Genomic DNA, 13890 nt, shown 5'->3' on the forward strand with positions numbered 1-13890 from the left:
CTGCACGAGATGCCAGGTGGCCAGTTCACCAACCTCAAGGCGCAGGCGCGTTCGCTGGGGTTGGAAGAGCGCTGGCACGAGGTCGCCCAGACCTATGCCGACGTCAACCAGATGTTCGGCGATATCGTCAAGGTGACGCCGTCGTCGAAAGTGGTCGGCGACATGGCGCTGATGATGGTCAGCCAGGGGCTCAGCCGGGCCGAGGTCGAAGACCCCAAACACGAGGTCGCCTTCCCCGATTCGGTGATCGACATGATGCGCGGCAATCTCGGCCAGCCTCCCGGCGGTTTCCCGGAAAGCTTTGTCGCCAAGGTTCTGAAGGGTGAAAAACCCAATACCGAGCGCCCCGGCAAGCACCTCGAGCCGGTCGATCTCGAAGCGACCCGCGCCGCACTGTCCAAGGAACTCGAAGGTTTCAAGGTCGATGACGAGGATCTGAACGGCTACCTGATGTATCCCAAGGTCTTCCTCGACTACATGGGCCGCCACCGTCTTTATGGGCCGGTGCGCAGCCTGCCGACCAAGACCTTCTTCTACGGCATGGAGCCGGGCGAGGAAATCGCCGCCGAGATCGACCCTGGCAAGACGCTGGAAATCCGCCTGCAGGCGATCGGCGAGACCGATGAGAACGGCGAAGTGAAGGTGTTCTTCGAGCTCAACGGTCAGCCCCGCGTGATCCGGGTGCCCAACCGGCTGGTGAAATCGACCACCATCCAGCGCCCCAAGGCCGAGGCCGGCAACGCCAATCACATCGGCGCGCCGATGCCGGGTGTCGTGGCCTCGGTCGGCGTCACCGCCGGCCAGAAGGTCAAGGAAGGCGATCTGTTGCTGACCATCGAGGCGATGAAGATGGAGACCGGCATCCACGCCGAGCGCGACGCCACGGTCAAGGCGGTGCACGCCCAGCCCGGCGGCCAGATCGACGCCAAGGATCTTCTGGTCGAGCTGGAATAGGCCGGGACCGGATCACAACAACGAAAGGGCGCCTCAGGGCGCCCTTTTTCTTGGCCGTGCCGGCGCCGGTTCCGGCCCCGCGGCGGGGTTGTGGCAGGCTTACAGCCAGATGCCGTAGCGCCCCTGCAGGTAGCGCACCGCATGGGCATTGGCCGCGCTGCGCCCGCCTTCGCTGTTTTCCAGATCGGTCAGCGAGGCCTCGGCATAATGCGGATGCGAGGTCGGCTCGCGGCGGCGCGGGATCATCCAGGCGTGATGGCCGTTCTTGGCGGCAACGCCCGACAGCCAATAGTCGTCGACCCGCCGCAATTCGGGCGGGATGTCGAACACGTCTTCGTCGAAGAACTCGGGGCGCACCAACACCCCGCCATAGCCCATGAAGATCTCGGCATATCCCGCCACAAGGCAGCGCCGGCGCCCGACGAAACGGCGCGGCCAGCCCAGCACCCGGCGCCCGAACCCCTCGACCAGCAGGCGCAGGTGCTGCTCGAGGTCCAGCTCGTTCCAGAGACAGAAGGCGCGCGGCCGCTGGACCTGCCGACGCTTGCGCCGCGCCGGCTCGAGCACCGATTCCGAACACAGGGTGATGCAGGCTTCGGGCCGGCGCCGGCGCTCGGCAAGAAAGCCCTCGGCCCAGTCTTCCGGGTAGTCCATGTCGTCGTCGCAGAACAGGATTTCCTGATCCTGCGGAAACTCCCGCAGCGCCGGCAAAAGCTTGGTCGCCGGCCCCCAATCCCGGTCGGCGATGCGGATCTCGACCCCCTCGGGCACCTCGGGCAGCCGCCCGTCCCACTCGGGAAACCGCGTGTAGGACCGGGGCAGATAGACGATCACGCGCGCGGCCGGCACCGTCTGGCGCACCAGCTTGTCCAGCGTCAGCCGCATGCGGTCGAACCGCGGCGGAATGGAAGACAGGGTGATGACATAGCCGCTCATGTCAGCTCCATAATCCGTATTCCTTCTGAAAATAGCGCACCGTTTCCAGGTTCGAGTCGTCGCGCGTCGCGCCGCCGAATTGCGAGCGGTAAAGCGCGGTGTCGTTCTCATGGTCTTCGGTCGGTTGCGGCATCAGCCGCGGATAGAACAGCCCGCCCACGATCCATGGCGCATGGCCAAGGCGCGTCGCATGGCCCGACAGCCAGACATCGTCCACCGGCCGGGCGAAATCGGGAATGTCGAAGACCTCTTCGGGAAAGAACTCGGGGCGTACCATGACGCCCGAGAACCCCTCGAACCCGTCGGCATATCCGGGGCGCAGCACGTTGCGGCGCACCGGGTCGATATAGGGCCGCCCGGTCAGCAGCCGCGCGATCTCGGGCCGCACGAGGCGCAACAGAAAGGCCGGGTTCAGGTACTTGGAGTAAGGACGCATGCGCGGAAGCTGCACGAAACGGCGCCTGCTGGCGCCGGGCGGCGGGGGAAAACACGCCATGCCGCTGCTGGCAATCGACGCCTGCGGGTGGCGCCTGCGGGCCGCGAGGAAACGGGCCGCCATGGTCGGAACATAGATCTGGTCGTCGTCGCAGAACAGGATTTCCAGATCCTCTCCGGCGAAATCCCTCAGCGCCGGCAGGATCTTGGTCGCCGGCCCCCAGTCGTGATCGACATGGCGGATCTCGACCCCCTCGGGCACCTCGGGCAGGCGGCCGTCCCAGTCGGGATAGCGCGGGTAGTGGCGGCTGAGATACAACAGGACCTTCTCGGGCCGGACGCTCTGATCGAGCAGGCTCTGCAACGGGCGTTGCAGGCCCGGGAACCGGGGCGGAACCGAGGTCAGGCTGACAATGTATCGGCTCACGTCCGGTTCTCCCGCAGGGCTGGCCCAGCCGTTTCCTAGCATGGTGCCGCGGGTCCGCAAAGCCCGCAGCCCGCCGTGTCCGGCCCCGCCCGCGAAATCCCGGCCGGCTGCCGATTTGCCGCGCCCGCAGTGGCCCGCCATCGGGCGCGCGGCGGAAAACCCGAGGCGGCACCAAGGTTTTTTTGCCGCTGGCGCGTTTTTCCTCTTGCGGCCTGTCCCGAGTCTTTATATCTCCGCCTCACTCAACGGATGCGGGCGTAGCTCAGGGGTAGAGCATAACCTTGCCAAGGTTAGGGTCGTGAGTTCGAATCTCATCGCCCGCTCCATTGAAGACATAGCTTTCTGCAAGCGGGCGTAGCTCAGGGGTAGAGCATAACCTTGCCAAGGTTAGGGTCGTGAGTTCGAATCTCATCGCCCGCTCCAGAAGGACAGACGAAAAGGCGCCGGTCACTCCGGCGCCTTTCGTTTTTTTGTGGCTCATCCGCGCCGTCGATCACCCCCGCCCCGGGCCCTGCCGCCGCTTCCTAGGTCGCCAGCTGCCGGGCCAGCGCATTCTGCCGCGCGATCACCCTTGGCAGGTCGATCGTGGCCACCTGCCCGCCGCGCACCACTTGGCGGCCCTCGATGAACAGATCGCGGACCCGCAGCGGGCCCGCCAGCAACAGCGCCGCCGGATCCCAGCTGCCGGCGCTTTCCAGCCCGCCGACATCCCAGAGCGCAAGGTCGGCGCGCTTGCCGACGGCGATCTGCCCGCAATCGTCACGGCCCAGCATCTCGGCGCCGCCGCGCGTGGCGATCTCCAGCGCCTCGCGCGCGCTCATCGCATCCGCGCCCCGGCTGACGCGCTGCATCAGCATCGCCTGGCGCGCCTCGAGCACGAGGTTGCCGGCATCGTTGCTGGCCGACCCGTCGACGCCCAGCCCGACCGGCACCCCGGCATCGCGCAGCGCGCGGACCGGCGCGATACCGCTGCCCAGCCGGCAATTGGAACAGGGGCAATGGGCCACCCCGGTCCGCGTGCGGGCAAAAAGCCCGATCTCGTCCCCGTCCAGCTTGACGCAATGGGCATGCCAGACATCGTCACCCACCCAGCCGAGCTCTTCGGCATATTGACCGGGGCGGCAGCCGAACCTCTCGAGACTATAGGCGATGTCCTCGTCGTTTTCCGCCAGATGCGTGTGCAGCATCACCTTCTTGTCGCGGGCCAGCAGCGCCGCCTCGCGCATCAGGTCGCGGCTGACGGAAAAGGGCGAACAGGGGGCGATGCCGACCCGGCACATCGAGCCTTCGGACGGGTCGTGGAACCGGTCGACAAGGCGAATCGCGTCTTTCAGAATGGCGTCTTCGCGCTCGACCATCGCGTCCGGCGGCAGGCCGCCGTCGCTTTCGCCGATGCTCATCGCACCGCGTGTCGGATGAAACCGCATGCCGATCTCGGCCGCCGCCGCGATAGTGTCGTCCAGCCGCGATCCGTTGGGGAACAGGTAAAGGTGATCCGAGGTCAGCGTACAGCCCGACAGCATCAGCTCGGCCAGCCCGATCTGGGCCGAGACAAAGATCTCTTCGGGGCTGAAGCGGCTCCAGATCGGATAGAGTTTTTGCAGCCAGCCGAACAGAAGCGCGTCCTGCGCGCCGGGCACCGCCCGCGTCAGGGTCTGGAACAGGTGGTGATGGGTGTTCACCAGCCCCGGCGTCACCACGCAGCCTTCGGCGCCGACCACCTCGCCCTTGGCCGACAGGCCCTGGCCGATCTCGGCGATCACCCCGTCGACAAGCCGGATATCCACGCCCGCAAGCTCGCGACGGCGATCGTCCATCGTCACCACATGCGAAGCATTCCTGATCAAGATTTCGGGCACGGGGCGTCCTTTCACACTTCATGACGCCCGTTTCGTATCGAAGTGTGAACGCGCCGACGGAAAGCAGGCAAAGGACTCGGACGCCCCCTATCCCTAGCACCCGCTGAACGGGTGTTCAATACCGCTTCAGAATCGCAAGGGTTTCGGCGTGAACTGTGGCATTGGCGGCAGCAAGCACCCGCCCCCCCTGATGCGCCGGCCCGCCCTGCCAGTCGGTGACGATCCCGCCGGCGGCCGCGATCACCGCGATCGGCGCCTGAATGTCATAGGCATTGAGCCCCGCCTCGATCACCAGATCGACCTGGCCGGCGGCGACAAGGGCATAGGCATAGCAATCCATGCCATAGCGGGTCAGCCGGGCGCGCGCCGCGACCTCGCGAAAGGCGGCGGCCTCCTGCGGGGTGCCGACCTCGGGAAAGGTGGTGAACAGGGTCGCGTCCTGCAACCTGCTCTCGGGGCGGCAGGCCAGCGGCTGCACCCCCTGCGGCCCGTCGACCTCGGCCAGCCCGAAGCCACCGACGAATCTTTCCTTGACAAAGGGCTGGTCCACCAGACCGAACACCGGGCCCGACGCATCGGCGACGGCGATCAGCACGCCCCAGGTGGGGGTGCCGCTGATGAAGCCGCGCGTGCCATCTATGGGGTCCAGCACCCAGGTCAGCCCGCTGCGCCCATCCGAAGCGCCGTATTCCTCTCCGAGGATCGCATCCTGCGGGCGTTCGGCGGCAAGAATCGCGCGCATCGCCCGTTCGGCGCCGCGGTCGGCCTCGGTCACCGGATCGAAGCCCTGCGCATCCTTGTTGGACGCGGCAAGCCCCGGCTGCCGGAACAGCGGCAGAATCGCTTCTCGGGCGGCGTCTGCCATCGCATGCGCCACCCGAATGATTTCTTGTTGCTCCGATACGTTCACCCCAAGGCCCCTCAGTCACTGCCGTCGCGTCACGGCTAGCCCAAGGAGGGGGGGGAACTCAAGCCACGTCGGACAGAACGCGCGCCAGTTCGAACAGGCGGCGACGCTGGTTCTCGGGGATCGAGTAGTAGGAGCGCACCAAATCCAGCGCTTCCTTGTCACCCATGAGATCGGCCGGAACCTTGCTGGTATGGCCGGAGTCGTCGGTTTCCAATCCTTCAAAGAAAAAGCTCACCGGAACTTCGAGAGAATCCGCGATGTCCCACAATCTCGACGCGCTCACACGGTTGGCGCCGGTTTCATATTTCTGGATTTGCTGGAACTTGATTCCCACCTGTTCCGCAAGTTGTTGCTGCGTCATTCCTGTCAGCCAGCGTCGCTGGCGAATGCGTTTCCCTACGTGCACGTCCACTGGGTGCGTCATTACCTGACTCCTTAGTTAACCGATCGGCTTCTGCAAAAGTCGCGTTCAATAGCAACGGCCGCCACTTACCGTCACAAATTCACCACGCCCCCCCGTGCCGCGATACCTTCCCATTAACAGTTGAGCTTAATCCATCAATTACTTTGGCACAAGCCTTTGGTTAGATGGCCACGCGAACATTCAATCCAGAGGCGACTGATACCTTGACCATGTGTCACCTTACGTAAGTTGTCCCCGCTCTCTTCATTCAAAATGGCAAAATGGTTAAACAGTGGAAAACAGGAGACCCCAAATGCGCGCCTTTCACATCACTTCGCATTCCGAGCCCGCTGCCGTGACCGACCTGCCGATTCCCGAGCCGGGCCCCGGAGAGATTCGCCTGCGCATCGGCGCCTGCGGGCTGAATTTCGCCGATCTGCTGATGCAGAAAGGCACCTATCAGGACACCCCGCCCCTGCCCTTCGTCGGCGGCATGGAGGTGGCCGGCACCGTCGATGCGCACGGCCCCGGAGTCGACGGCCCGGCGGTCGGCACCCGGGTCGCGGTCTTCGGCGGCCAAGGCGGTCTAGCCGAATACGGCTGTTTCGACGCCCGGCGCGCCATTGCGATCCCCGACGGCATGCCTTTCGAGGACGCGGCGGCCTTCGTCATCGCCTATGGCACCAGCCACGTGGCGCTGGACTACCGCGCCCGCATGCAACCGGGCGAAACGCTGCTGGTTCTGGGGGCCGCCGGCGGGGTCGGGCTGACCGCGGTCGAGATCGGCAAGCTGATGGGCGCCAAGGTGATCGCCTGCGCCCGGGGGGCGGAAAAGCTCGAGATCGCGCGCCGCTTCGGCGCCGACCACCTGATCGACGCCCAGAGCGACGACATCCGCGACCGGGTGCGGGCGCTCGGCGGCGCCGACGTGGTCTATGATCCGGTCGGGGGCGATCAGTTCCGCGCCGCCTTCCGCGCCTGCAACCCCGAGGCCCGGCTGCTGCCGATCGGCTTTGCCAGCGGCGAGGTGCCGCAGGTTCCCGCCAACCACCTGCTGGTCAAGAACCTGTCGGTGCTCGGCTTCTACTGGGGCGGCTACATGGCCTTCCGGCCCGAGGTCATCACCGACAGTCTGGCCACCCTGTTCCAATGGTACACCGAGGGCCGCCTGCACCCGCATGTCAGCCACAGCCTGCCGCTGGAACGCACCACCGAGGCGATGGAGCTGCTGCGCAGCCGCAAATCCACCGGCAAGGTGGTGGTCACCATGGGCTGACCCGGTCGCCGGGCGACACCATGCGCCGCGCGCTCACCCGGCCTTGGCCGGGTGGCGCAGAACCTGGCCGCGATGCGGCTTTGCCGACACGAACCCCTTGCGCAGCAGCCCGGCGAGATAGGCAATCACCGGGCCCTTGCCTTCGGCGGCGCCGTACATGTTGATGTGCTGGATCCCGAGGTCGGGCAGGGCTCCGCCGTGTTCGATGACCTCGAGATGCGGCGGCTCGGTGCCCTCGAGCATCGCCATGACCCCGAGATCGGCGCTGACCGTGGCCTCGACCGAACGCGCCGAGCCCGAGCGCAGCGCCATTTCCCATTCCACCGCCGCCTCGTCCAGCGCCCGAATCGCCCGCGCCCGGAACAGGCAGTCGGTGCTCGAGGCAAAGCGGAAGGGCCGGCGCCGCCAGGTGGCGCCGCCCGGGGCGCCGATCCAGACCAGCGGCAGGGTGCACAGCTCTTCGGCACCGGCGCCGAACTCGACCTCGGTGGTCAGGATGAGGTCGCATTCGCCGCGGTCGAACTGCGCCCGCAGCGCCCGGGTGTGCGAGGCCACGAGGTCGACCTTGACCCGCGGATAGGCGGCGGCGAACTGCTGCATGGCGCGCGGCACCACCGGGTAGACGATGTCATGCGGCACCCCGAGCACGATCTCGCCTTCGAATTCCTCATGGGTCAGACGGCGGATCATCTCGTCGTTCAGCGACACCATGCGCCGGGCATAGCCCAGCAGCTGCTCGCCCGCCGGGGTCAGCGAGATGCCGCGCCCGGTGCGGTCGAGCAGGTCGACGCCGATCAGTTCCTCGAGCCTTTTCAACTGCATCGACACCGCCGATTGGGTCAGGTGCAGAAAGCCCGCGGCCTTGGTCACCCCGCCAAGATCGGCCACGGCCACGAAACTGCGCAGGGTTGTCACGTCGAGATTCCGCATATCATCACCGCCTTTGATGGATCACTTCACAAACATTCGTTTTCATTATTACTCATGACAGGCCATAGAGATCAAGCAAATTGATGAAACACCAAAAACCCATCAATAACCAGGAAAGGACAAGACAATGACCCTTATTGCCACCCTCGGTCGCCACGCTGGCCTCTCTCTGGCCAAACCGCCGTCTCTCGTCCAGATGGCCGCCCTGCGCCGCCAGCGCAAGGCGCTGGCCCGGCTCGACGACATGTCGCTGCGCGACCTCGGCCTGACCCGCAGCCAGGTTAAGGCCGAAGCCAAGCGCCCGGTCTGGGATGTACCGGCCAACTGGCGCGGCTGAAGGCGACGCGGATTTTCGCTCCGGTATCGCTTGAAAAACACTTACGCCTCACCGATATTCTCTCCAAAGGCCGTCAGGGAGACCTGGCGGCCCGCAAGTTCAATATCGGAGGCTTTCATGGCTGAATTTGACACGATCCGCAGCGCTGCAGGTGCACGCTCTGCCGCGATCGACGAAGGGCTTCGCGCCCATATGAACAAGGTCTACGGCACCATGTCCGTGGGCACCCTGATCACCTTTGTCGCGGCCTGGGCGATTGCCGGACTGGCAGTGACCACCGACCCGTCTGCGGCCAGCGCCCAGATCGGCGCCAACACCTATCTGACCGCCTTTGGCCACGCGATCTACGCCTCGCCGCTGAAATGGGTCATCATGCTGGCCCCGCTGGGCATGGTCTTCGGCTTCGGCGCGGTGCTGAACAAGATCTCGGCCGCTGGCGCACAGACCTATTTCTATGTCTTCGCCACCCTGATGGGCCTGTCGATCTCGTCGATCTTCATCGTCTACACCGGCTATTCGATCGCTCAGGTCTTCCTGATCACCTCGATCGCCTTCGCCGGCCTGTCGCTCTGGGGCTACACCACCAAGAAGGACATCTCGGGCTGGGGCGCCTTCCTCATCATGGGCCTGATCGGCATCATCGTCGCCTCGCTGGTCAACATCTTCCTCGGCTCGCCCGCCATCGCCTTTGCGGTCTCGGTTCTGGGCGTGCTGATCTTTGCCGGCCTCACCGCCTATGACACCCAGAAGATCAAGACCACCTACCTGCAAATGGCCCATGCCGGCGATCAGGAATGGCTGGGCAAGGCCGCGATCATGGGCGCGCTGAGCCTCTATCTGGACTTCATCAACATGTTCATGATGCTGCTCTCGCTGTTCGGCAATCGCGAATAACCCGCGCGGAACACGACGCATTCAGGGCCGGTCAGCTTGACCGGCCCTTTTTTGTCACAGCTCACGCTGCATCTGGATGGCCGGGAAATGCACCCCGGGGGCAAGGGTCAGTTCGACCTCGCCCAGCGCGGAAAACCCCATCTCGGCATAGAAGGCGCGGGCCGCCAGCGTGCTCATGCAGTTCATGCGAGCGACCCCGAAGGCGCGCGCCGAATCAAGCGCGCATTCGACCACCCGCCGCGCCAGACCCCGGCGCAGGAAACAGGGGTGCACCGCCACGTGCCGCAGGTGGCCGACCCCCGGCGCGGCCACGCCCCGGGCGGGCGAGACATCGGTCCAGCCGCCAGCGCCGACCACCCGCCCCTGCTCGTCCTGGGCCAGATAGTAGGTGCCGCATTCCAGCAGCGCCGGCTGGGCCGTGGTGATGAAGGGCAGCGCCGCGCGCAGGGTGGCGGCGGTATAGAATTCCGGCAACAGATCGGGATAGGCGCGGCGGAACAGCGCCGTCACCGCGCCGCGATCCGCCGTGGTTGCCGGGCGTATGTGAAAATCTTCCGTCATGATATGCGTCCTTCGGTACCGGGTGTCGGGGAACGTCAGGGCGCGGCGGGTGCTGTCTCACACAAAAAAGCCGCGCTCTGCTGGCGCGGCTCTTTGCAGTTCTTCCAAGGGGCGATCTTACTTGATCTTGCCTTCCTTGTACTCGACATGCTTGCGCACCACCGGGTCGTACTTGCGTACGACCATCTTCTCGGTCATGGTTCGTGCGTTTTTCTTGGTCACGTAGAAATGGCCCGTGCCCGCGGTCGAGTTCAGACGGATCTTGATAGTCGTCGGCTTCGCCATTGTTCTTCTCCTGCGCCGGGCGCACGCGCCCGTAAAAATCTCATGAAGCCTGCCTTTTAATGATGCAGGCCCGCGAGTCAATGGGCCGGGCCCATGAAAATGGGGCAAAGGGAAAAATATTCCCGCTCACCCTGTCGCAGGCCGAAATGCGCAGAGGGCCTGTAAGCCGGATTCTGTCACGCCGGGTCGCCCCGGCGCCGATGACCATTCATCTTGAGCCCCCGTTGCCGGAGACCCTCTAGCTGCCAACCCGGACCTGCTCGGGGCAAGGCGCCCCTGTGGCTGACGCCACGCGCGGTCCCTATTTGGCATTGCTCCCGGTGGGGCTTGCCATGCCGGTCCGGTTGCCCGTCCCGCGGTGGGCTCTTACCCCACCGTTTCACCCTTGCTCCCGCGGACGGGAGCGGTTTGTTCTCTGTGGCGCTTTCCCTCGGATCGCTCCGGCCGGGCGTTACCCGGCACCGTTGCCTTGTGGAGTCCGGACTTTCCTCGGGCGTTGCCGCCCGCGGCCATCCGGCCCTCTGCGCCCCCCCGACTTAGGCGCTGTCGCGGGCGCGGTCAACGGGGTAGCGCCGCGCCAGATCGCGGATGATCGCCAGATCGCGCAGATCGGGCGCGCCGCGTTTCCACGGCCGGAACCGCAGCCGGAACGCCGCCAGAATCTCCGCGCTCGGAACATCGGCGCAATAGCCGAAATCCCGCGCCAGCGCGGTGAACTGCGACAGATCGCCCCCCGGCCGCAGGTCGTCGCCGGGCCAGACGCCCAGCCCCTGCCGGGCCAGCCGCCGCCAGTCGAATCGCGGCCCCGGATCGATCTTGCGCCCCGGCGCCATGTCGGAATGGCCGATGATCCGCTCGGGGACGATCGGCCAGCGGGTTCTGATCCCGGCCAGAAGCCGCTCCAGTGCCGCCATCTGCGGCTCGGGGAAGGGGTGGTCGCCGCAATTGGCCAGCTCGATGCCGATCGAGCGCGAATTGACATCCGTCACCGCGCCCCAGCAGCCGGCACCGGCGTGCCATGCGCGCATCGCTTCCGCCACCATCTGCCAGACGGTGCCGTCCTCGCCGATCAGGTAGTGGGCCGAGACCTCGACCGCGGGATCGCAAAGCCGCGCCAGCGCCGCCTCGGCGCTGGTCATCGCGGTGTAATGCAGCACGATCATGTCCGGCGTCACCCCGTCGCGGCGCGGGCCGAAACTGGCCGAGGGCGCAGACCGGATATCCGCCAGCGCGCCCATGGCGGATCAGTTGCGGGCGGCCTGGCGGAAGGGGGCCGGATCCCAGGCGCAGGCATAGCCGTCGCCGTCGGGGTCGAGGCCCAGCCGGTCCTTCTTCGGCCCGCCGCGCGACAGAAAGGCGCTCTGGGCGTCGCCCGGGGTGGCGTATTTGGCACAGGCCTTCTGGTGCCGCGCCTTGCTGGTCAGCCCGATGCGGCCGTACATCTTGGTGCCGACCGGGTGGGTCAGCGACAGCGCATAGGCGACGATATTGGGCCCGGTGCTGGTGCGCTCGGGCAGGGCCGTGGGCGCGATCACCTCATAGGTGGCGCGGTTGCTGGCGATCAGGGCGGCATCATCCGCGATGCTGCGCCGCGACCCGACCGCGTCAAAGCTGTTCTCGTCCGAGATACCGGGGTTGTTGACCAGCTCGGGGGCCGGGTTCGACGGGCTGGCGTGGACGATCCCGTCCGCCGTGGTCTGCGGCGCGCCGGGGGCCGCGCTTGTCGGGGCGCTGGGGTCGGCCGAAGCGGCGCTGGCCGTCCTCTGCGGGGCCGCCTGCGCGGGGGGCTGGGCGGGGGGCTGGGCCGGGCTCTGGGCCGCGGGCCGGGGCGGCGCGGCAACGGCGGTGGTGGCCAGCGGCGGCGGCGCCCTGCGTGCCTCGGCCGAGGTCAGCGGCTCCTGCGACACGGCCGAGGCCGGCGGCAACGCCGAGGCGGTCGTGGCCGGCGCCGGGCGCGGCGACAACACGGCGTTGTCAAAGCCGACGCCGGCGGCGCTGTCGGGAATGGTCGGTTGGCACGCCGCCAGCGCCACCAGGGCGCAGCCAGTCACTATCGCTCGCATCTCATTGCCTGCTCAGGGTCGTTTCGAGCGGTTTACCACCAATTTCCCGGTTTGGCCACAAAGCCCGCCGCGCTCTCGAGCGCATAGGCGGTGTTCAGCAGATCGCCCTCTTCCCACGGACGTCCGATCAGTTGCAGCCCCAGCGGCAGCCCCTGATGATCCAGCCCGGTCGGCACCGAGATCCCCGGCAGACCGGCAAGGTTCACGGTCACGGTGAAGACGTCGTTGAGGTACATTTTCACCGGATCCTCGTCGTTCATCTCGCCCAGACCAAAGGCCGCCGAGGGCGTCGCCGGGGTCAGGATGGCGTCGATGCCGGCGGCAAAGGCGTCGTCGAAGTCCTTCTTGATCAGCGCCCGCACCCGGCGCGCGCGGTTGTAATAGGCGTCGTAGAAACCGGCCGACAGCACATAGGTGCCGACCATGACCCGGCGCTGCACCTCGGGGCCGAAGCCCTCGGCGCGGGTCTTCTCGTACATCTCGGTGATGCCGTCGCCGGCGGCCAGCTTGGCGCGGTGGCCAAAGCGCACCCCGTCATAGCGCGCCAGGTTCGACGAGGCCTCGGCCGGGGCGATCACGTAATAGGCCGGCAGCGCGTATTTGGTGTGCGGCAGCGAAATATCGACCAGCTCGGCGCCGGCGGCCTTCAGCATGGCGCGGCCCTCGGCCCAGAGGGTCTCGATCTCGTCGGGCATGCCGTCCATGTGGTATTCGCGCGGAATGCCGATCTTCTTGCCCTTGATGTCGCCGGTCAGCATGGCTTCGAAATTCGGCACCGCCATTTCGGCGCTGGTCGAATCCTTGGGGTCATGGCCGCACATGGCTTCCAGCATGATCGCCGCGTCACGCACGGTCTTGGTCATCGGCCCGGCCTGGTCCAGCGAGGAGGCAAAGGCCACCACGCCCCAGCGCGAGCAACGCCCATAGGTCGGCTTGATGCCGACGATGCCAGTAAAGGCCGCCGGCTGGCGGATCGAGCCGCCGGTATCGGTGCCGGTGGCGGCAAGGCAGAGATCGGCGGCCACGGCCGAGGCCGAGCCTCCCGACGAGCCGCCGGGGGTCAGCGGTGTGTCGTCATTGCCGCGGCGCCAGGGGCTGACCGCATTGCCGTAGACCGAGGTTTCGTTGGACGAGCCCATGGCGAACTCGTCCATGTTCAGCTTGCCCAGCATCACCGAGCCGGCATCCGCCAGCTGCTGCGAGACGGTCGATTCATACTCGGGCGTGAAGCCTTCGAGAATGCCCGAGGCCGCCTGCGAGGCCACGCCCTTGGTGCAGAACAGATCCTTGATGCCGATCGGCAGGCCGCACATCGACGGCGCATCACCGGCCTGGATCCGCGCATCCGCCGCCTTGGCGCGCTCGAGCACGATCTCGGGCGTCTTGTGCACGAAGGCGTTCAGCGCATCGGCGGCATCGATGGCCTTGAGGCAGCTTTCGGTCAGCTCGACCGAGGTGGTTTCGCCCTTGCGCAGCAGGTCGCGCGCCTCGGCCAGGCTCAGCTTGTTCAGATCGCTCATCATTCAACCACCTTGGGAACTGCGAAAAACCCTTCGCGCGCATCCGGCGCATTGGCCAGAACCTTGTCCTGCTGATCGCCATCGGTGACCACGTCTTCGC

The 13890-nt window shown here is 66.4% G+C and carries 16 protein-coding genes, 2 tRNA genes and 1 other RNA gene; 6 read left to right on the forward strand and 13 right to left on the reverse strand.

Annotation, left to right across the window (positions count from 1 at the left end; all coding sequences use genetic code 11):
• Nucleotides 1–954: biotin/lipoyl-containing protein (locus ABZD10_RS06900; RefSeq protein WP_372885407.1), on the forward strand; the 954-nt coding region annotated here is incomplete at its 5' end.
• A 99-nt stretch (nucleotides 955–1053) separates the two neighbouring features.
• Here the strand turns inward: ABZD10_RS06900 and ABZD10_RS06905 are convergent.
• Entirely contained in the window at nucleotides 1054–1890 is an 837-nt protein-coding gene (locus ABZD10_RS06905) for a hypothetical protein (protein ID WP_372885408.1), read from the reverse strand.
• Nucleotide 1891: 1 nt separating this feature from the next.
• Nucleotides 1892–2752: a glycosyltransferase family 2 protein gene (locus tag ABZD10_RS06910; protein ID WP_372885409.1), complete on the reverse strand. Its 861-nt coding sequence runs from the start codon at nucleotides 2750–2752 to the stop codon at nucleotides 1892–1894.
• A 251-nt stretch (nucleotides 2753–3003) separates the two neighbouring features.
• Here ABZD10_RS06910 and ABZD10_RS06915 point away from each other — a divergent pair.
• Both ABZD10_RS06915 and ABZD10_RS06920 read left to right on the forward strand, forming a co-directional pair.
• Nucleotides 3004–3078: transfer RNA gene (locus tag ABZD10_RS06915), tRNA-Gly, on the forward strand.
• A 22-nt stretch (nucleotides 3079–3100) separates the two neighbouring features.
• Nucleotides 3101–3175, forward strand: a tRNA-Gly gene (locus ABZD10_RS06920).
• A gap of 101 nt (nucleotides 3176–3276) precedes the next feature.
• On the opposite strand, the gene ABZD10_RS06925 is transcribed toward ABZD10_RS06920, so the two are convergent.
• From ABZD10_RS06925 to ABZD10_RS06935, 3 genes are all read right to left on the reverse strand, one after another.
• A complete protein-coding gene (locus tag ABZD10_RS06925; protein ID WP_372885410.1) occupies nucleotides 3277–4611 on the reverse strand; it encodes an 8-oxoguanine deaminase in 1335 nt (444 codons plus the stop codon).
• Nucleotides 4612–4726: 115 nt separating this feature from the next.
• Nucleotides 4727–5536: a histidinol-phosphatase gene (hisN, locus tag ABZD10_RS06930; RefSeq protein ID WP_372885420.1), complete on the reverse strand. Its 810-nt coding sequence runs from the start codon at nucleotides 5534–5536 to the stop codon at nucleotides 4727–4729.
• 43 nt (nucleotides 5537–5579) lie between these two features.
• The gene (locus ABZD10_RS06935; RefSeq protein ID WP_372885411.1) at nucleotides 5580–5945 is read right to left on the reverse strand and encodes a helix-turn-helix domain-containing protein; all 366 of its coding nucleotides are present in this window, start codon (nucleotides 5943–5945) and stop codon (nucleotides 5580–5582) included.
• Nucleotides 5946–6237: 292 nt separating this feature from the next.
• Between ABZD10_RS06935 and ABZD10_RS06940 the strand changes: the two genes are divergently transcribed.
• Nucleotides 6238–7200, forward strand: a complete 963-nt coding sequence (locus tag ABZD10_RS06940; RefSeq protein ID WP_372885412.1) for an NADPH:quinone oxidoreductase family protein — start codon at nucleotides 6238–6240, stop codon at nucleotides 7198–7200.
• A gap of 33 nt (nucleotides 7201–7233) precedes the next feature.
• On the opposite strand, the gene ABZD10_RS06945 is transcribed toward ABZD10_RS06940, so the two are convergent.
• Nucleotides 7234–8130, reverse strand: a complete 897-nt coding sequence (locus ABZD10_RS06945) for a LysR family transcriptional regulator (RefSeq protein WP_372885413.1) — start codon at nucleotides 8128–8130, stop codon at nucleotides 7234–7236.
• Between the two features lie 127 nt (nucleotides 8131–8257).
• On the opposite strand from ABZD10_RS06945, the gene ABZD10_RS06950 reads away from it, so the two are divergent.
• Entirely contained in the window at nucleotides 8258–8467 is a 210-nt protein-coding gene (locus ABZD10_RS06950; RefSeq protein WP_372885414.1) for a DUF1127 domain-containing protein, read from the forward strand.
• A 117-nt stretch (nucleotides 8468–8584) separates the two neighbouring features.
• A complete protein-coding gene (locus tag ABZD10_RS06955) occupies nucleotides 8585–9361 on the forward strand; it encodes a Bax inhibitor-1/YccA family protein (RefSeq protein WP_372885415.1) in 777 nt (258 codons plus the stop codon).
• 54 nt (nucleotides 9362–9415) lie between these two features.
• On the opposite strand, the gene ABZD10_RS06960 is transcribed toward ABZD10_RS06955, so the two are convergent.
• From ABZD10_RS06960 to ABZD10_RS06990, 7 genes are all read right to left on the reverse strand, one after another.
• Nucleotides 9416–9922, reverse strand: coding sequence for a GNAT family N-acetyltransferase (locus ABZD10_RS06960; RefSeq protein ID WP_372885416.1), 507 nt, complete (start codon nucleotides 9920–9922; stop codon nucleotides 9416–9418).
• 117 nt (nucleotides 9923–10039) lie between these two features.
• Nucleotides 10040–10207 carry a 50S ribosomal protein L33 gene (gene rpmG, locus ABZD10_RS06965; protein WP_007814563.1) on the reverse strand — a complete coding sequence of 56 codons (168 nt, stop codon included), beginning with the start codon at nucleotides 10205–10207 and terminating at the stop codon, nucleotides 10040–10042.
• Nucleotides 10208–10353: 146 nt separating this feature from the next.
• Nucleotides 10354–10732: RNase P RNA component class A (rnpB, locus tag ABZD10_RS06970), an RNA gene on the reverse strand.
• An 11-nt stretch (nucleotides 10733–10743) separates the two neighbouring features.
• Complete coding sequence (locus ABZD10_RS06975) at nucleotides 10744–11445, reverse strand: N-acetylmuramoyl-L-alanine amidase (protein ID WP_372885417.1); 702 nt, start codon at nucleotides 11443–11445, stop codon at nucleotides 10744–10746.
• Nucleotides 11446–11451: 6 nt separating this feature from the next.
• The gene (locus ABZD10_RS06980) at nucleotides 11452–12258 is read right to left on the reverse strand and encodes a hypothetical protein (protein ID WP_372885418.1); all 807 of its coding nucleotides are present in this window, start codon (nucleotides 12256–12258) and stop codon (nucleotides 11452–11454) included.
• A gap of 44 nt (nucleotides 12259–12302) precedes the next feature.
• Nucleotides 12303–13790 (reverse strand): Asp-tRNA(Asn)/Glu-tRNA(Gln) amidotransferase subunit GatA, encoded by a 1488-nt coding sequence (gatA, locus tag ABZD10_RS06985; RefSeq protein ID WP_372885419.1) that lies wholly within the window; start codon nucleotides 13788–13790, stop codon nucleotides 12303–12305.
• Nucleotides 13790–13890 (reverse strand): aspartyl/glutamyl-tRNA amidotransferase subunit C (locus ABZD10_RS06990; protein WP_372885421.1); only part of this gene is annotated, 101 nt, incomplete at its 5' end. The genes ABZD10_RS06990 and gatA, both read right to left, overlap by 1 nt.

The organism is Shimia sp. (assembly GCF_041624275.1).
Classification (GTDB): Bacteria; Pseudomonadota; Alphaproteobacteria; order Rhodobacterales; family Rhodobacteraceae; genus Shimia.